15 protein-coding genes and 2 pseudogenes are annotated in these 16,982 nt (G+C 53.1%); 6 read left to right on the forward strand and 11 right to left on the reverse strand.

The window, feature by feature from the left end; all coding sequences use genetic code 11:
- Positions 1-9 precede the first annotated feature (9 nt).
- The 5 genes from BFP95_RS04895 to BFP95_RS04915 all read left to right on the forward strand — a co-directional run bounded on the left by BFP95_RS04895 (position 10) and on the right by BFP95_RS04915 (position 3,252).
- Positions 10-771: an SDR family oxidoreductase gene (locus BFP95_RS04895; RefSeq protein ID WP_065909393.1), complete on the forward strand. Its 762-nt coding sequence runs from the start codon at positions 10-12 to the stop codon at positions 769-771.
- Between the two features lie 111 nt (positions 772-882).
- On the forward strand, positions 883-1,149 hold the full coding sequence (locus tag BFP95_RS04900; RefSeq protein WP_065872976.1) for a hypothetical protein: 267 nt from the start codon (positions 883-885) through the stop codon (positions 1,147-1,149).
- A gap of 144 nt (positions 1,150-1,293) precedes the next feature.
- A complete protein-coding gene (locus BFP95_RS04905; protein WP_083224196.1) occupies positions 1,294-2,094 on the forward strand; it encodes a S1 family peptidase in 801 nt (266 codons plus the stop codon).
- Positions 2,095-2,292: 198 nt separating this feature from the next.
- The gene (locus BFP95_RS04910) at positions 2,293-2,835 is read left to right on the forward strand and encodes a hypothetical protein (RefSeq protein WP_139114569.1); all 543 of its coding nucleotides are present in this window, start codon (positions 2,293-2,295) and stop codon (positions 2,833-2,835) included.
- 153 nt (positions 2,836-2,988) lie between these two features.
- Positions 2,989-3,252 carry a hypothetical protein gene (locus BFP95_RS04915; RefSeq protein ID WP_065872973.1) on the forward strand — a complete coding sequence of 88 codons (264 nt, stop codon included), beginning with the start codon at positions 2,989-2,991 and terminating at the stop codon, positions 3,250-3,252.
- A gap of 1,215 nt (positions 3,253-4,467) precedes the next feature.
- On the opposite strand, the gene BFP95_RS04930 is transcribed toward BFP95_RS04915, so the two are convergent.
- The 5 genes from BFP95_RS04930 to BFP95_RS04950 all read right to left on the reverse strand — a co-directional run bounded on the left by BFP95_RS04930 (position 4,468) and on the right by BFP95_RS04950 (position 12,300).
- The gene (locus BFP95_RS04930; RefSeq protein ID WP_065872970.1) at positions 4,468-6,123 is read right to left on the reverse strand and encodes a methyl-accepting chemotaxis protein; all 1,656 of its coding nucleotides are present in this window, start codon (positions 6,121-6,123) and stop codon (positions 4,468-4,470) included.
- Between the two features lie 1,673 nt (positions 6,124-7,796).
- Positions 7,797-10,514: an NACHT domain-containing protein gene (locus tag BFP95_RS04935; protein ID WP_065909397.1), complete on the reverse strand. Its 2,718-nt coding sequence runs from the start codon at positions 10,512-10,514 to the stop codon at positions 7,797-7,799.
- A 360-nt stretch (positions 10,515-10,874) separates the two neighbouring features.
- Complete coding sequence (locus BFP95_RS04940) at positions 10,875-11,078, reverse strand: hypothetical protein (protein WP_065909398.1); 204 nt, start codon at positions 11,076-11,078, stop codon at positions 10,875-10,877.
- A 15-nt stretch (positions 11,079-11,093) separates the two neighbouring features.
- Positions 11,094-11,918, reverse strand: coding sequence for an HNH endonuclease (locus BFP95_RS04945; RefSeq protein ID WP_065909403.1), 825 nt, complete (start codon positions 11,916-11,918; stop codon positions 11,094-11,096).
- Entirely contained in the window at positions 11,911-12,300 is a 390-nt protein-coding gene (locus BFP95_RS04950; protein ID WP_065909406.1) for a (deoxy)nucleoside triphosphate pyrophosphohydrolase, read from the reverse strand. Before BFP95_RS04950 ends, BFP95_RS04945 begins: the two co-directional genes overlap by 8 nt.
- A gap of 199 nt (positions 12,301-12,499) precedes the next feature.
- Between BFP95_RS04950 and BFP95_RS04955 the strand changes: the two genes are divergently transcribed.
- A complete protein-coding gene (locus tag BFP95_RS04955) occupies positions 12,500-12,709 on the forward strand; it encodes a hypothetical protein (RefSeq protein WP_065909411.1) in 210 nt (69 codons plus the stop codon).
- Between the two features lie 29 nt (positions 12,710-12,738).
- Here the strand turns inward: BFP95_RS04955 and BFP95_RS04960 are convergent, their stop codons facing one another.
- From BFP95_RS04960 to BFP95_RS04985, 6 genes and pseudogenes are all read right to left on the reverse strand, one after another.
- Positions 12,739-13,764, reverse strand: coding sequence for an HNH endonuclease (locus BFP95_RS04960; protein WP_065909413.1), 1,026 nt, complete (start codon positions 13,762-13,764; stop codon positions 12,739-12,741).
- Entirely contained in the window at positions 13,764-14,135 is a 372-nt protein-coding gene (locus tag BFP95_RS04965; protein WP_065909415.1) for a nucleotide pyrophosphohydrolase, read from the reverse strand. The genes BFP95_RS04960 and BFP95_RS04965 overlap by 1 nt, the downstream gene beginning before the upstream one ends.
- Positions 14,136-14,425: 290 nt before the next feature.
- Entirely contained in the window at positions 14,426-14,968 is a 543-nt protein-coding gene (locus tag BFP95_RS04970) for a lysis system i-spanin subunit Rz (protein ID WP_065909418.1), read from the reverse strand.
- Positions 14,950-15,513 carry a glycoside hydrolase family 19 protein gene (locus BFP95_RS04975; RefSeq protein ID WP_065909420.1) on the reverse strand — a complete coding sequence of 188 codons (564 nt, stop codon included), beginning with the start codon at positions 15,511-15,513 and terminating at the stop codon, positions 14,950-14,952. The genes BFP95_RS04970 and BFP95_RS04975 overlap by 19 nt, the downstream gene beginning before the upstream one ends.
- Before the next feature lie 63 nt (positions 15,514-15,576).
- Positions 15,577-16,014 (reverse strand): annotated as a pseudogene (locus BFP95_RS04980) (late control protein); the annotation flags it as partial.
- Positions 16,014-16,898: pseudogene (locus tag BFP95_RS04985) on the reverse strand (phage tail sheath subtilisin-like domain-containing protein); the annotation flags it as partial. The pseudogenes BFP95_RS04980 and BFP95_RS04985, both read right to left, overlap by 1 nt.
- Positions 16,899-16,982: the final 84 nt, after the last annotated feature.

The following is a 16,982-nucleotide window of genomic DNA, read 5'->3' on the forward strand; positions in this document are numbered from 1 at the left end:
GTTCAAGAAATGGATACCGTCTCTTCAGCACCCCTGATCCTGATCACCGGCGGAAGCCGAGGTGTCGGCGCCGCAACAGCGCGGCTCGCGGCGGCGCAGGGCTACGACGTCGCCATCAGCTTCATCAACAACGAGGCCGCCGCACTCGGCGTAGTGGCGGACGTACAAGCAGTAGGACGACGCGCCCTGGCCATACGCGCCGACAGTGCAGACCCGGAGCAAGTCGCTCAACTGTTCGCCACCATCGACGAGACGTTTGGCCGCATCGACGTACTGGTCAACAATGCCGCAATCATTGGGCTGCAATCGCGCTTCGAAGACCTCGACGTCGCCCGCATTCAGCGCATCTTTGCGATCAATGCCATCGGCCCGATGCTGTGTGCGCAGCAAGCCGTCAAACGCATGTCGTTTCGTCACAACGGCAAAGGCGGCAGCGTGATCAACGTATCCTCGGGAGCCGCCCGGCTCGGCAGCCCGAATGAGTATGTGGACTACGCCGCGTCAAAAGGCGCCCTGGAGACGTTCACTATCGGGCTGTCCAAGGAAGTCGCGCGCGAAGGCATACGCGTCAACTGCGTACGTCCGGGGCACATCTACACAGAAATGCACGCCAGCGGCGGAGAACCTGAGCGCGTTGATCGCGTCAAGGACAGTATCCCGATGGGCCGCGGAGGAGAACCCGAAGAGGTGGCGCGGGCCGTGCTGTGGTTGGCCGGTGCAGAGGCGTCGTTTATTACTGGGACGTTTCTGGATGTGACTGGGGGCAAGTGACGCATTTACACACGCTTGGCGTGGAAGACGCACTACCTCGTCGAGCACACGGACTTGACCGAAATCGGGATGAACGCCTTGGGTTTTGAACTGAAGCGGTTGGAGGGCTGAATGGACGACCTGATACAAGGGCTCGATGGGCCCAGGACTGCCCAGCAGGAATTGTTTTACGACCTGGAAGATGCGGCGGCGGTTATTGGCTGGTCGGTGGTCGAATTGACCGCTATCGCGGCCAGCGGCAGGACGCCGGATGAGGCCATGACGCTGATGAAAATATGCACGCTGCTGGCGGCGCAACAGGAAAAAATTGGCGCCTATGCGAATGAGGCCAAAGACAAGAGGATCGTCAGGACTGACGATCGCCCGATTCAGCTGTGATCATAAGCAGTGCGGGGACTCTGTCCACGTTTCGCTATCCAACCACAGAAACATCGCTCAACTTTTTAGCCCTCTTCTCATTTTGCAGGTGTCATCGCCCGTGGACTACTTGACCTCTTCCCAATAGCCCTTGAAGAGGTCGCCATGCTCGACAGTAGCTGTTACTCCGCATTACAACCGATAACCCGCTTCCTGCGAAAAGCCTGTGTCGTCGCCCTGCTGACAGTTCCAATGGCCGCTTTCGCCATCGTGGGCGGCGCGGATGCGCAGGATGGGCGCTACCCGTTTATGGCTTCGCTCCAATTCAAAGCGTCAGGCACGACGTCGCTGGAGCGTCACGGTTGTGGCGCGGCCTTGGTCGCACCTCGATGGGTACTGACCGCGGCCCATTGCCTGGTTAACACGCAACCGGGTGACGTCGAGGTGATCCTCGGGCGCACCCTGTTGAGCAATACACGGCAGGGCCATACCGTCGGCGTACAACAAATCGCCGTTCACCCTGAATTCCTGCGCTCGCTGACCCTTGATGTCGCGCTGCTCAAACTCGATCACGACATCACCGACATCCCGTCCATCACGCCGGTGACACGCGAAGAAGGGCTTGAGGATCGCATCAAGCGCCCCACCGTCCTCGGCTGGGGAAACACGGCGCGCAGCCCAGCCCCCGACGTATATCCGAACCATCTGCAGCGCGCACGCTTGCCCAGAATGACGGACGCACTGTGCACATCACTCGCGCCAAACGTGAACCTGCAAAACACCTTCTGTGTGGGGGCTGACGGCTTGATACCGGACAGCGGCGACTCCGGTGGCCCTGTATTCGTCAAACATCCCAAAAGAGGGTTTGTGCAACTGGGCGTCGTCAGTCAAGGCGTCTTGATTGCACGCTTGTCCAACCCGAAGATCGCTGACTTTATTCGTGAAACAATGAGCGAATCGCCTTGATTGCATGATTTACGGCGGCTGTGTAGGCGTGGGGATATTACGTTTACACAGGCCTGTTGACTGCGACACACTTCCTTGGGATGGCGGGCGCCGGGTGAATAGCTCTGTTGGCTCATGAAGGCGTACGCCCAAATCCTGCGTTTGCGACAGCACAGAACAAATGCTGATAAATTTCCATCGAATAAAACGGACACCCTCATGGGAATTAAAGTCACGATGCTAAAAGGCCTTTGCTTCCTGACGATGGGTGCCATAGCGCTCGACGCGCTCGCGGGGACGTCGGAGCAGCGTTTTCTATGTTCGACGGAAGAAACGCTATTATTCGGATGCGATTCCGGCCCGAAGATGATCTCGGTGTGTGCATCGCCCGGCTTCTCAGCGACAACAGGCTATGTGCAATACCGATTTGGTACGCCCGGCAAAATTGAATTGAGCTACCCCGAGAAGCTGAGTCCACCGAATGGTCATTTCTGGCTCAGCTCTACGGGCTACTCAGGTGGCGCCGAGGCACACCTGCGCTTCACCAATCATGGCGTAACCTACGCCGTTTTCGACCGTACGGTGCGCACAAACTTTACCCCAGGAGAACCCAACGACCCCGAATTCAGCGAGGGCATCGTCGTGCGTCTACCGGGAAAGAAAGCAACAAGTCGACTCTGCACCTATTCCGAAGGCGGCATTCGCGAGCAGGCCTACACAACCATCGAACGGGAAGACTTCGACGATAGCCTTGTTCCGTAAAGGAGCACATTGCGCCCCCCGATCACAGGCAATAAAAAACCGCCTCATAGGCGGTTTTGGTGAAACCATATTCAGGAAAAGCTGCAAAATTGGATGTGTCGCGGGTAGGCTTTAGCATGCAGCGAACGACTCAGCCCAACAAGGAGGTTCTCGGTGAACAAAGCAAGTAAATGGATACGCATTGCACTCTCGATACCGATTTTCGCCGCGTCAATTTTATCTGGAATCGTGACGGCTAAAATAAGCTTAAGCGCCGTACTGGTATTTTTTACGGGGCTCATGACGGCCTATGACATCGGCGTGGCAATAGGCAGCCTGGCTGTAGGTTTGGTTACAGCCCTGATTACCTGTGTCCTTTGGATGCTTGGCACATACGTACGAGCTCAGCCAAAACAGGTGGAAGCTGAAGCGCCATAAGGGTTGTCCTACGCCCGGTCTTCAGCGTAGACCTAAGCGCTGACAGTCGTGCCGCTCCACCGGCGCACCGATGAGCTTCCGGCACGGATCGCGTAATACTCAGCAAGTGCCAGGCGGAATGCCGTTTTTGTTGAAGTCCTTCAGGCGCTCCCGTTCTTCCTCAGTGGAGTGCGCTGGAGTTTGTTGCTCAGGTTCTTTCTTCTTTTCTTCAGTCATTGCTATGTCCTCTGGATGGTGCTATTTCGGCACCTGGAGGAAGCAGCAGTTCAACTCAATCCGCCCACCGCCCGGAAATGACCCGGACTCCCGCGAAACGGATTTACCTGAGTGACTCACGACCGGCTGCCCAGCCTAAACTTCGCCGACGTCCGCGATGCCCGCCGACCTGCGCCCGTGCAAACCCTAGTCTGAACTGATCTCAATGTCCTCTGGAAAGATGAGCTTTCCACACCAACCGTGCCCGGCTGTAAGAGCAGATATCGGAGCAAGTAACAGTGCCACCAGTAACAAGGCTCTCTTAAATCCGCCGAGGCTGCTAACCATCACCCTGCAGATAAGCCATAGGTGAAGAAGACTTGCACCACTAGCAAGAAAGATAAACCCGAAGGCGTGAAACGAGCTGGACATCCATGTTCCTCACTTCCTTAAAAACCGAAGCATAGCGTTTCTAAATCGCTACCTGTCAGAAAATCCTCCCCCTTTAAAGTCATCAAAGGTATTCGGATATCGACCTTGATCACCAATACGTCTGGACTTCGAATGAGACAGCAGATGTTGCGCAACCGGTGGGACGACGCACGGGAGAAGGCGGCGATCAAAGCCGCGGCTGAGGGTGACCCCGCGCTGGCTGCTAGCATTCGGCAATTCCAATTCAAGGATATCCGGCCTAACGCTGCTAGCGAGATAGCGCTGACTCACGCGAGCTGCCTACTAAGTCACTCCACAGAAGAAATGACCAAGAAGGTCTATCGGCGAGTCGGTGAAATTGTTAAGCCTACGAAATGATCCGGTGCTACGAAATTTACGATAGGTAGAAAACGGCCAAAAGCAGACGTTCAAAAATTACAGGTATTGCGAAGTTGGGTTCAGCCCATAACGCTGCGAGGAAAATGCCCCCCGATGTTATTGCAGGACTCGGACCGTTACCTGTGTCCTGCGCCTAACCGGGGGCCACTTCTCGCAGCAACGCGACTCGCGATGAAACGGCAACAGACCCTAGAGCTGAAAGCGCGAGATGTTCTCTCGCAATGTCACGCTGGTGCGTGCCAGTCCTTCGCTTTCCTTCTGAGCACTGCGGAAGGCTGCAGCGGATTGCTCGGCGCTTTCGCTGACGGTCACGATGCCCCGGCTGATCTGCTCGGCAACGGTACTCTGCTGCTCTGCGGCAGCGGCGATTTGGTGGTTCATTCCATTGATCCGCTCGATCATGGTTACGATCGTGCTTACCGCGTCACCGGCCTCGGAAACGCCGGCCACCGACTGCGCACTGGAGCGCTTGCAGCGTTGCATATGCTGCGAGGTCTCGTCGGCAATTTTCTGCAGACTGGCAATCAGCCCCTCAATCTCTGAGGTGGCCTTCTGGGTACGCTGTGCCAGGCTGCGCACCTCGTCGGCTACCACCGCGAAGCCGCGTCCGGCCTCGCCAGCACGGGCAGCTTCGATGGCTGCATTGAGGGCCAGCAGGTTGGTCTGGTCGGCGACCGACTTGATCACTTCAAGCACGCCACCGATATTGCCGGTTTCATTCTTCAGCCGGCCCATGGCCATGTTGGACTGTTCGATTGTCTCGGCCAGTTCGTCGATCATGTTGACGGCATCTTTGGCCTTCTGCTGGCTGTACAGGGCCGCGCTATCGGCCTCGCTGGCGGCACTGGCGGCGGATTCGGCGTTGCGCGCGACATCCTGCACGGTGGCGGCCATTTGGTGAACGGCGGTGACGATCTGCTCGACCTCGCACTGTGCCATGGCCACGCTTTCGGCGTTTCTCAGGCTCGATTGGCTAAGCTCCTGGCTGGATTCGGCCACGGTCTGTGAGGACAGGTTTATGCCTTTGGTCATGTCCCGCAGGTTCTCCTGCATGCTCAGCAGGGCGGCCATTATGCTGGCTTGTGGTGGCTCAATCGTGCGCTCGCTAGCGCGCAAATCGCCGTTGGCAACCCGTTGGGCGAGCTGGTTGAGTTCACTCGGTTCGGCACCCAGCGCGCGCAGCAGGTTGCGGCTGATGACGTAACCCAGTACCGCTGCTAGTAAGACGGCCAGCGCAGTAATGGCCAGTAGAAGGTTGCGTTGTGACAGATAGCGTTCGTCATTTTCGCTGACCTGCAGGTCTGCCCTCTGGTTGGTGTAGCGCAGGTATTCGCCAATTGCCTGTGTCAGCTCGGCCAGTAATGGTGTGCACTGCTCGCTGACCATGCGCAGAGCCTCATCGTTTTCACCCTTGAACAGGTGTTCGGCAATGCTGTGCGCTACCGGTTTGTAGCGGCTCTCGACCTGCTCGAAGGTTGAAAGCAGTTCACGCTCTTTGGGCGACACATCATCATGGTTATCAATTGCCTGGCGTAGCGCGACGAGGCTGCTGGCCACCATTTGTTCGTTGACGGCAATAGCGCCCCGCTGCTGTTCTCTCGCGGTGACATTGCTGTTCAAGGCGATGTTACGCAGGGCAATCGCGCGCTGGGCGGCGGCGTCGTTCAGTGTGTTGGCTAGGCGGGTGCGTGCATCAACGCCATTAACGTAGACGAAAAAGTCCTTATTGCTGTTAGCCAGGGCGTAAAGCGAGATAGCGGCGATCAGCAACATAAACGCGAGCAGGCTGGCATAGCCGGCATAGAGACTGGTCCGTGTCGAGAGCCGGGGAGTGTGCGATGGCATATGATGTACCTGCGTCATGGGAGGAGCAATTAGAGGCACCTGCAAGGGCATCTATTCGCCCTTGGTCCGCATCCTGCGCAGGTATTCTTTTGTTCAACAGCAACGGGTAGCGGTGTTATTTCTTGGCTAGCCGAAACTTGTACAAATACTTAATCTTGTACAAGTCTTGTACAACTATATGGGCGAGATGTCGTAATGACATTATTTAATCCCGATGAACGGTCACTGCCATCCGGTTTCTGGCAGGCGCCAGAAATAGAGGTAACCGTCAGCAAGCACTTGGCTACATCCAAGCTGGGGTTGGCGTTGCCCGTCTTAATACGGACAGTCATCACCGATGAATCTGCAGCTCGACGACTGGATTGAAAGGATGGCCTAATGACACTGCCGCTACCATCAGAAGATCCCTACTAGGTGGTAGGGATATAGGGAACTGGATAGGAAAATTCCTACTACAACAGGCTTCTCCGGAAAGCCGAGGTCATGGCTAAACGACAATGCATGCCATAGACCTATCGCCCCGGTTGTATGGCCATGTAGATATTGCCGGTACCAAAACGGCGCCAAGACGATGGAGAACGTATGGCACGCGATGCGCGGCGGCCGTGTGCTCCGGTGCGACACCTTGCACTCTGCGCGGCCGAGTTAACCTATCGGGAAGCTGTGCTGTTTCCCTGCCTAGCGGCATCGGTTCGCACCTGGGCCCCTAGGTGGATTCGACACCGCCGAGATTGCCGGAATCGATGGCCGATTGCATGTAGTAGGCATTGCCGGATGATCGCTTCTGGCCTTTAGTGGACGCTTAGGCTCCTTAGTCTTGAGCACAATCCCACGTCCAATCGAGGAAAGGCATACCGATAACAGCGTCTTGAATTTCCCGAAAAATGGCAGTGTTGCGGAAGTGATCCGAAAAATTGCGGAAGCGATGACAAAATCGCAGGCAATAAAAAACCCCGTAGACGTTAATCTACGGGGTTTCTAAGAGTGGAGGCCGAGGTCGGAATCGAACCGGCGTAGGCGGATTTGCAATCCACAGATTTTTCCCTATGTAACAGATAGTTGACTAAAAATCAGTTCCGCACTGTCGTGAGTCTCAGAGGCCTGTAAGCCAGGCGGGCCAAGAGGTATCATTTGGGTTGCGGAACTGATTATCGCATCTGTTTTTTCCTAAAATAAGGTTGCAAAAATTCATTACGAAGCCAAAGTAGTAGAGAGTCAGATCAATCACCTGAGCGCTTTCGGCCAATTTCAGCCGCCCACTCCGAGAGCCAGCCTGCTCCCTCCCTAACACAGATACCTACACCTGCGTAGTCAAGAACTGAAAAACTCAAAATGCCGTGATCTCCTTCAGTTTCGAACCGCATGTGCCCCTATGTGCTTCATCTACTCTCATACCATATCAAGGCGGTCGTAAGCCCGGGAGAAAACTGCACTTACCGCGTGCAGTGCCTATTGTCTTGCGCGCTCTGGCTGGACACCAAACCGGCTCGAATAATACGGAGCTAGTTCTTCAATCGCCTCACGGATTGTCTCCTGATGCCGTTCGACAAAGTGCGACCTGGCTAAAGGTACGAATCCTAATGGCATGACCTCAGAGCCTTCAAAATATGGTACCGAAGAGAAACCCAACCAAAACAACAGAGCAACCCTACTTACTTCCACTTATACGAACTTCAACTTACCTCCACTTTCAAAGTGCGCCAATCAATAAACAACCTTAAGGACGAAAAAATTAGAAAGCACAGATAACCCCCGCTAATCAAAACCAAGAGCAACTTGAAAAAATAACTTTCCGGGAAGAATTTATTCGCAACTGCAAAAAGCAGAATGCACGAAACATATATGGAACCAGACCAAGACAGAAGTTTATTTCGCCGACTTTCAGTATACCGCACCAGAAACATTCGACGTCTTTCATTTATCATATAGCTCGACATAATCATTAGCACAGGAATAAGGTACAAAAGCGAAGAAACTTTAAAGTCATCCTGAGCCTGTCTGTAGCCAATAGCATATAGAGAAAGCCCTCCTAGCATGAATACAAATACATTCGAAAATACCGATGGAGCAGCGGTCGCCCTGAAACCAAGCTGACTTAACCAAGGCGGAGCATTAGCCGGAACTGATAATACAATGAGGAAGGTGAACATCACCAACCCTTGAAAAAAGCCAATATAGGAAAAACCTAAATCTCGAGAAAAATATAGCAGAACGGATAAGCAGGCCGTGACAAAAACAGAAGTCCGCCCCCAGGAGGAAGACCATTTTTCCGCATTACATATCAACTCAAGTAGTTGCGAAGAACTTTTCCCTCCATCTTTTTTGGAAACCATTAAAACTCTCTTGGCGAGAACTCTAAACCCTGTCATATATGAATAACGCCGACTATCAGCTGAGGCGGATTCATCCTTATCTAACAATTCATCATCCCGTATATAAGGAACACAGCCACTTATCACCGAATAAATACCACCAACCCCGCCACTACCATACAGCAGCCCTTCCTCATCAAGAACCTTATTTAATATCGAGGAAGCCAAATACTCCGACTGCTCCTTATTTAGAGAGGGAAGTAGCTTCAATAACTGATTTGTTCGATCGACGGAAAGTCTTGAGGCAATCATATCGATCGCCCTCGTACTTTGTTCGAAATTACCCCTCTCAATCCATTCCACAAGTAAATTTTCAAAGCTCGTACTGAGGTAGCCTACTTCTTTCAAACAGGCGTCCCAAACCTCAGGATGCTTTGCCAGTACAGCTGTCGCCTGCGGAGTACCGGCTGTTGCTAGAGACAGCCCGACTAAGGACAAAATTTCGTTATTAACGCATTTATACCCTAAACGCTTTTCGAGCTCCGTCAGCAATAACCCTTCCTGCCCCCCTTTAACCTTGCGCAAAAGGGTTACAGCAGCGCCACCGGCAGCCTTATCAACTGCATCAATAGAGGATAAGCACACTTCAATTGCCTTATCCTGCATCGCGATAGAAGGCGTGGGGCATTCGGACACTGCCGAAACCGCCAACAATGGTGAGCTCAGAAACAGGGCCTCTAGTAGCTCATTAGGATCTCTTTGCTGAGCTACTGTTAATAATATTGTTTCTCGCCACCAGGATACTGGACTAAGCGTCGAAACACCCAACGCGCCCACACTACTAATAACATCTAATGAGGCAAAATACTCCTGAAGGCTAAATTGAGCGAATACGACATTATTACCGCCCTCACGAACAAGAATACCAGTCTTGGTCGCAATACTATCAATTAAGGACAACCCATCATCTGCGTTGAAACCAAAGGTCGGCAGCCAATTTTCAAGTAAAGCAACACAATCAGAGATACGCAATTCTGAAGCTTCATTCTTTTGCATATGGAACGCAATCTTAGGAAGAATTCGATCGTACACTGGACGGTTGGGATCCGGAGGGTGTCCCTGCGCTGCCGCCCAATCTCCAACAAGCCAATTCGCAACCCGCCTCAAATATTCAAACCGTTCTTCTGGTATACCTTGATTCGATTCTGTGTACTGCATCAATCCGCCAATTAGCAATAGCGGAGATCTGGCCAATTCAAGAATTTTATTGGCTGCACCTAGATCTCTCCAAAAAGTATCTTTAGATTTTTCTTTTGGATAATCCAAAGGCCACTTTTCGGCAAAGCGTTTTATTTGCTCGTCAGTTAGAGGGCGCACTTCCCATATTTCCGGGAGATCCAGAGGAATATTTCTGTACGCTTCTTTACGACAACTAACGATCAAGTTGGCAAAGGAGTCTCCACTTACAAAATACTTATTGTAAAATTGATTTATATGATCATATATCTCATCTCGCAGATGCGGCCTAACTTCATCCAGCCCATCCAAGACACAAGTTACATTTTTTTGAAGCTCCGCTCTTAGAAAAACTTCGGGATCAGGTATGCCAGCATCCTTAAGTTTTCCAACCAGACACTCTTCAATACTTTGATACCCATGATACTCTCTAAGCCTTACAAGAAATGGTAGAGTACCACTTTCATTTAATTTACGGAGCACTATATTTTTTACAGTGGTCGATTTTCCTGCCCCGGGCCCACCTACCAAAACATATGATCGATTTGGCCTGCTCCTAGCGCCGCCATCCGCCTGATTAAGATCGGATCTAGAAATATCCAAATCGACATATACATCTGCAATAGCGAAGCCACTTCTTCTACCGATTACAATCAAAGAACTGCATTCATCGCGAAGCCTCTTTCGATATTTCTTTGTGCCTCGATATAGCTTAAACATTCTATTTAGGGTGTTTAACACGCCGCCCCACTTCAACAAAGCCGTAAAGATAATAGATGCAATAACACCGTAAAAAATCGACATCCAGTCCCATTTATCAACCATCAACAATGTAGCACTCATACTCCACTCCTTTGAAAAAACTACAATCGCGCCGTACAAATTCAAGCACATCTAGTTTATTTATTTCGCTAGTTTTTTTGATATCCAGTTGAGTTTCACGTCAAAGTTAATGGGTTTTTTCTACATTCGTGAAACAAACTCGCCTGCGTGCACCAATCCTACACAGTCAAATCAGCAAAAAGTTTGTCGATACTGTTGTTTAACGGCAGGAACCATCGACTTTATAAGCATCATCACCCGTTCGCTCATCCTTCACTATCAAAAAACTAAACGCACCTGAATGACCGCTGTTGGCCGAGACCAGCCACTCATGACGACCTACCGGTGGGTTTTCTGATCACTGCATAACCATGCTGACTGTCAGTTACCAGCCCGATCAACGTTTTTCGAATGCAATACAAACCCGCGCAGATGAGTTAAGGCAGCCATTTCAGGATCAAGACCACGCAACATGGTTGCGCGCTGGCTACCATCAGGTAGATAAACGATGAGCTCATCTCCGTGAACCGAGTAGGTGCCGGTGTACGTTGTCCCTTCATCCTCAAAACTGATTTCCTCGTCCACACACAGCTCCTTTAATTAGTAGGCATTGATCCGTGCGACCAACAGTATTTTGTCAGACTGGTCGTCAAGCACATGCATTTTTCTATGGCAGTTGGGGCAGAGAGCAACTGTGTTTTCAACCGTGTCTGCTCCACCATGTACAAGCCACTCGATATGGTGTGTCTCCAGATATGGCGTCCCATCCTTCCTGTTGAACGGAGAGGCTTCCTGGCACAAGTCACATCGCCCCTTGGATCTACGCTTAGCATGCTCTGCTACCCATGGTGAGCGCTGGTGTTGCGTGACTCTAGCGCTTCGCTTCCCAACATTGGTTCGTCCTTGACGCCGAGCTAACGCTTCTACCTCAGCGTCACTCAATTTCCGGGCCTGTTTTTCCTTAACCCGATTGAGCTGCTGCAGCGTGACATCAGAAATTGTCGGCGGAGTGCCCGATTTCAAACGTAAGGGGAAAACCCAAACAAAGCGGTCCTGCCCTTCTACATCCGGTTGTCTCTCCTGGTATGGCTCATCAGCCAGCATTACCTCACCGATGTAGGTATAGGTCTTGGCGTTAAAGACTTCGAATAGATGTACGGCCACCCCATTGATGCGCGACTCGTTCAGTGTTCTGTTTTGGTTGAAAGCTAGAGACTGATCACCGACCTGACCCATGCCGGTGTAATGCAACACATCGTCCACCCAGCGATCGTCATAAATTGACGCTACGTGATTCGATACAATGATAAGTGTGTTGGTCCGATTCGACCGGCGCATTCCACCTTGAGGACTGCATAAAAAATGAAGAATCAGATCGTCGTTTTTAAGGTTTGCGCCGGCTACCAGGGGAGTGAAATTAGCCATATTTTCGGATGATCTCCTGGGCAATAGGGATATCGGCAGGAGCCAAGTTGTATCGAACGAGTTCTTGAGGTCGCACCCACTCAAACCGGTCATGGACCTGCAAAGTGAACTGGGTGGACTGCAGCTCGACCGAAATGGCGATTAGTTCGATCTCTCCGCCGGGGTAGGCGTAAGTCGTGGTGGTGAGTATTTCACCGGCGACAGACTCAACGCCCAGCTCCTCACGTAGCTCCCGGATGATGCACTCATGGGGAGATTCTTCGTGTTCAAGCTTGCCGCCAGGAAACTCCCACAGGCCCGCGAGACTCTGCCCCGGAGCCCTACGAGTGATGAGAATTTCCCCATTAAGATGAACGACTGCAGCGGCCACCGGTTTTTTCATGTCGCGATTCCTTATCGCCGGGGCCAAAAGCACCATAGAAACAAATTGCCATCATCATAGCCGATTTCCTCAGCCGCCTTGAATCTAGACCAAGGTCGATCAATCTAAATGCAATTAGCAGGAGCAGTAGCACCTGAAAGCGTAGCTACAGACTATCGGTTCCCGAATGCTACGCTCTTAACTCCACAGAGGAATATCGATGCCGAACTCAGACCTGCTCCCTACCTTGCTCTCAAAGCTGTACGAAAACCAACTTGCCCTCGAGGCGTCGATCATGGAGCTATCGAACTGGGTAGAACAGCGCGGCTCAGCTGACGTTGCAGAGAACGTACGAGGCGCACTCCATACCATCGACGAAAATGAAGAATTCATCAAACTGACCCTGGCCGTACTCATGGCACCCGACTAGTCGCCGCGGTTACAGGAGCTCTCGCATCCTCATGCAGTGACCGTATGCGTAACCAATACTGGCGCGCCGGCACTGAACTTTTGCTTCAGCGCCTTCGTGTTCGGCGCCTTCTTAGATCCCCGTGGCAAGCTAATTTTCTTACCGTCGTGGACTTCATATGTCGAATCCTTGAGGTCGCCAGAAAGGTGAATTACACCTTTCTCGTCAATCTTCAGCTTGCCCAGGTCGTAGAGGGTGTGAATGTCGGCCCTCAAAAGTATTCCGTTCGTGACATGATTCGTTTTTTCGCCGGCGTACGACTTGATATGGGCCGCTTCAAGGACAGCTTCAACCGCGCAGCCAGTCACGGCACAACGCCCTTCATAGGCTTCTAAAAGCTCAGTTCTGAACTTCGGCTGCCCTCTTCGCCTAACGATTGCCGCAAAGACTTTTTTGCGCTCATCGATCACGCTATCGGGGTCAAAGGTACCCTCTGATTCCGCGTCTTGCTCAGCGACCAGTATCTCAATCGGGACTATCGGCCGCGGTATGCTTACTCCAAATACCGTTGCGACAAAGCTGTTGAGGTCTCCATAGTCATCATCAATCCGATCTAGGCGATCGCTCTTGATCTGAGTGAACCCTCGGTAACCGTTGTGCAGATAATTGATTACAGGCTCAGATGCCACATGCATATGGACGGGCTTGGGCTCACTGAGGATATACATGTACTCCCAGGTTTTCCCTTCTGAATCCAGTCCCCAGATACTCTCTGCAAGAGCCCGGTTATGCAGCTTGAACAATACAGACGAAACGTACTGGTAGTGGTTGTCATAGGCAGTCAGGACTATGTCCCCTTCGCTCATCTCCTCCCACGTAGGTATGTTCTTCTCGCCAGGAACGGCGCCCCACGCAAAGAATCCGTCACCCTCAGGTAACAGAGACTTTACGTACGCTGCTTCATCTGGAGGAAGGGCAGCGTCCAGCTTAATAAACGAGACAGGGCTCGAGATTGAGTCGCTGATATGAGCTCGAGCAATAGTCATCCCAGCGGTAAATACAAACAGCTTATTCATCAGTACTCCGTGTACTTCTTCGATTGTCCTTTAACCAGCTCAGCTGGATATTTTTCTGCGTTGTGCTTCAGTTTTTCCTCGGCAGCACTGATCAGGTCGATCCCCGTTACTGAGCAAAACCGCAACAGATAGATGAAGATATCGGCTACCTCATGCTCAACAGCCGTCTTCTTTTCGAGGCTTAAGTCTGTGAAAGACTCGTGAGGATCAAGCCATTGGAAAATCTCCATCAGCTCCGATGCTTCAACTGTCAAAGCCATCGACAGGTTTTTAGGCGTGTGAAACTTTTCCCAGTCTCTTGCCTTGGAGAAAGCATCCACTTTCTGCTTTAGCAGATGAAGCTTGTCTGTTTCATTAGCCAGTCCGCTCATGTCAATTCCGCTGAAAATACATATCGCGAGAATCTAACATCATTCGGCCACATCGTGATGCCCCTGGTGCAGTTCCTGATGAGTTGAATCGCCTCGAGTTTCGTAGACGCCCTTGGTTTCCGTTTTTGTCCGAGGGCGGTCGATTAAAAGCAAGAATTTTTTTATGCATAACCAGTGCTTGGCTCGCTCCGCTTTGTGCACGAAGCAGGAGCCTTAGATGGACTTGCAAGGATGATCTGCGGGAAAGGTGGCCGGGCTGGATGTTGACGTATCCTTCCCCGCCGCTCCTTTTACTTTGATGTAGAAACTTCTTTTGCGTAGGCCTGACAGGCCCGAAGGGCGATCAATCCTTGGTCGCCGGCATCGGTGATTCCGATAATTCGTTGAGCATGCGCTCGGTCAAGTTGGGCTCTTGTGGTGCCATGAACCACGCGGCCGGTGGCGGTGGTGGCTTGCAATGAACAGTTGTTGGTGGCATCGGTGACGGCGAGTACGACTGACAACCGCAGATCAGCAGTGGCCAGGCGATCACGCAGACGAGCTTGCTTGGTTTGCTCATCGGTCAATTCCTTATAGTGGGTTTCATCTTTGTCCTGCAGGCGTTGCTCAAGGGCGAAGCGCTTGTCCTGCTCGTTGCGCTGCTGGGCAGCAGCAGCCCGGGATAACTCGCCGAGGGTGTCGGCGTGCAGCCTGGCCTGGCGCTCCAAATGCTGACCGTAACGCCAACCTTGCGCGGTCCAGGCCAAGGCAGCAGGTCCGACCGCCAACATCATCATCAACATGCTGACCGCCACGAGCCGGTATTGCGGGGGGATCAGGTCGAAGAGACGCATAACACCGCCCTCGCCCTGCCCCACAACTGCAGCCGATCTTCCAGGCCGTTGAGCCCGCCATTGATCCGGCGGGTGATGGTGTTGAACTGATCTTGATCCGCGAGTGCGTTCAACCCGTTCACCCACCAGAACCACGCTGCCGACTCAGCCGCCCATTGCGGCAGCTCGAGCAGCTCAGGCGTGCGCAGCAAACGCTCATCACCAAACAGCGCCAGGCTGCAGCGCAAGTAGTTGTCGTGGCCGGTAATCTGGATCAACCCACGGCCGCGATAACGTTGACCGTCACCGTCAGCTGCAGGCGTGTTCCCAAGCTTTGCAGCCAGAGACCCGGTGTCGTACTTGCTGAGGTATTGATCGCTTCCCAATTCACGCACGTACTGCAGTTGGCCGGACTCATGCCCGACCTGGGCCAGGAATGCCGCTTGACGCTTCAGCGTGTCGATCTTGTGGTTGGTCATGGCAGCGTTCAGCGCGGATAAAAAAAGGCCCGCTTTGCGGCGGGCGTTGGGCATGATGCTTTGAAGTTGCAACTCAGTGATGAACATCGCTTTTTCCCAGGCAAAAAAATGCCGCTCGATGACGGCGAATGGTGAGGTGGGTGCAGCCAGTTACAGCTCCAGGACTTTTACCTCCTTGTTTTTTTTCGTCTTCTTACCTTTGGCTTTGGCCTTGCCTTTCTTGCCGCCATTGCACTCAACGGTGGTGGACCAGCCGGCCTGGGTGAATACCTGCTCCACCGAGTCGACCAGGTACTCACCATCAATGCCGGCCTTGAAGCCCGTGGCGTTTACTGACCGCTCGACAAACAGGTCGGTACGCCCAGGCATCTCGAGGCGCACACCTGCAGAAGACCGATTGAAGGCGGTCAGCCGGGCCTTGGCTGCCTGTTCCGCTGCGGTTTTGTTGGGGTAAATATGACGGTCGGTATGCACCGCCGGCAGCCCGTAGGGCGCATCGGTGTTGTCCAGGCTGATGAGCTTCAGCTCACCACTTTTCTTGTCCTGGTGCTTGGTGGCCACCGCCTTGTGCGTGTTGCGATCGCCTAGAGGATCGCGTCCATGACGATATCCTGGGTGCGCACACGCGTGACGAAGGCCCACTTAGGATCACTGGAACAGGTGCGGTTGCCCCACAGGCGGTAGCCGTCGTCACGGATAATTGTGGTGATGTTCGCGTTGTTGAGCAGGTTGGCCCGGCACGTTGCGTCGCCGTCCAAAAACTCAATCGGCCGCGTGGTACCGGTGATGCCGACAAACTCCTTGTTCGACGGCGAGGCCCAAAAGCCGTATTCGTTATCGGTCCAGGCAAACAGACCCGCCACCCAGGCCGAGGCCGGCGCATCAACGGTTTCGCTGAGGACGGTGTCCCAGGTCTGAACACCCGGATCGACCAGAAAAACGCGCTTGCTGCCGAAGTTTTCGGCGTAGGCAATGGCCGCCTCGTCGGTAGTGTTTGGACCGTCGACGATGGCAATGCCGCGCAGTTTGCCGGCGAGTGCATCCATCGACGTGGCGACCGCCTGTGTCGCGCTGTGGCCTGGGGCGATCAGCAGACGGGGCTGAGCATTGAAGCGGCTCTTACCGTCCAACAGCGCCTGCATACCGGTACGTTGACCGTCAGCCAGGACACCGCCGATGATGGCCGACGTCTGCAAGGCTGGGGTCGCCATCTTCTCGACACCGCACGCCACGATCACCGCCTTGGCGCGCATGTAGATCGCTTTGATCGACTTGGTGATCGCCGCGTCTTCACCCCAGGCCGCCACCGCTTCGCTTTCGCGGGTAATCAGCAGCACCTGGTTAGGCTTGGCTGTCACCTTCAACCCAGGGGTGAAGGTGTCGCACAGACCGATAATCGAGGACGACGGCAACGAGATAGTACGGGCGCCGGTGTCCACGTTGGTGACGGTCACACCGTGAAAGAAACTCATAGGGCAATCTCCAGAAACGAAAAAGCCCCGCATAAGCGAGGCCGTGGATTGTTCGTGTTACGCGTAACGGAAAAGAAAACGCCC

Origin of the sequence: Pseudomonas sp. 58 R 12, from assembly GCF_900005865.1 — a bacterium.
In the GTDB taxonomy this organism is placed as follows: Bacteria; Pseudomonadota; Gammaproteobacteria; order Pseudomonadales; family Pseudomonadaceae; genus Aquipseudomonas; species Aquipseudomonas tritici.

What these genes read in the sequence shown, in the direction of transcription:
- BFP95_RS04950 (WP_065909406.1), bottom strand. Translation starts at nt 12,300, where the DNA reads ATGAAAAAACCGGTGGCCGCTGCAGTCGTTCATCTTAATGGGGAAATT.
- BFP95_RS04965 (WP_065909415.1), bottom strand. Translation starts at nt 14,135, where the DNA reads ATGAGCGGACTGGCTAATGAAACAGACAAGCTTCATCTGCTAAAGCAG.
- BFP95_RS04945 (WP_065909403.1), bottom strand. Translation starts at nt 11,918, where the DNA reads ATGGCTAATTTCACTCCCCTGGTAGCCGGCGCAAACCTTAAAAACGAC.
- BFP95_RS04935 (WP_065909397.1), bottom strand. Translation starts at nt 10,514, where the DNA reads ATGAGTGCTACATTGTTGATGGTTGATAAATGGGACTGGATGTCGATT.
- BFP95_RS04955 (WP_065909411.1), top strand. Translation starts at nt 12,500, where the DNA reads ATGCCGAACTCAGACCTGCTCCCTACCTTGCTCTCAAAGCTGTACGAA.
- BFP95_RS04910 (WP_139114569.1), top strand. Translation starts at nt 2,293, where the DNA reads ATGGGAATTAAAGTCACGATGCTAAAAGGCCTTTGCTTCCTGACGATG.
- BFP95_RS04970 (WP_065909418.1), bottom strand. Translation starts at nt 14,968, where the DNA reads ATGCGTCTCTTCGACCTGATCCCCCCGCAATACCGGCTCGTGGCGGTC.
- BFP95_RS04900 (WP_065872976.1), top strand. Translation starts at nt 883, where the DNA reads ATGGACGACCTGATACAAGGGCTCGATGGGCCCAGGACTGCCCAGCAG.
- BFP95_RS04905 (WP_083224196.1), top strand. Translation starts at nt 1,294, where the DNA reads ATGCTCGACAGTAGCTGTTACTCCGCATTACAACCGATAACCCGCTTC.
- BFP95_RS04930 (WP_065872970.1), bottom strand. Translation starts at nt 6,123, where the DNA reads ATGCCATCGCACACTCCCCGGCTCTCGACACGGACCAGTCTCTATGCC.
- BFP95_RS04895 (WP_065909393.1), top strand. Translation starts at nt 10, where the DNA reads ATGGATACCGTCTCTTCAGCACCCCTGATCCTGATCACCGGCGGAAGC.
- BFP95_RS04960 (WP_065909413.1), bottom strand. Translation starts at nt 13,764, where the DNA reads ATGAATAAGCTGTTTGTATTTACCGCTGGGATGACTATTGCTCGAGCT.
- BFP95_RS04975 (WP_065909420.1), bottom strand. Translation starts at nt 15,513, where the DNA reads ATGTTCATCACTGAGTTGCAACTTCAAAGCATCATGCCCAACGCCCGC.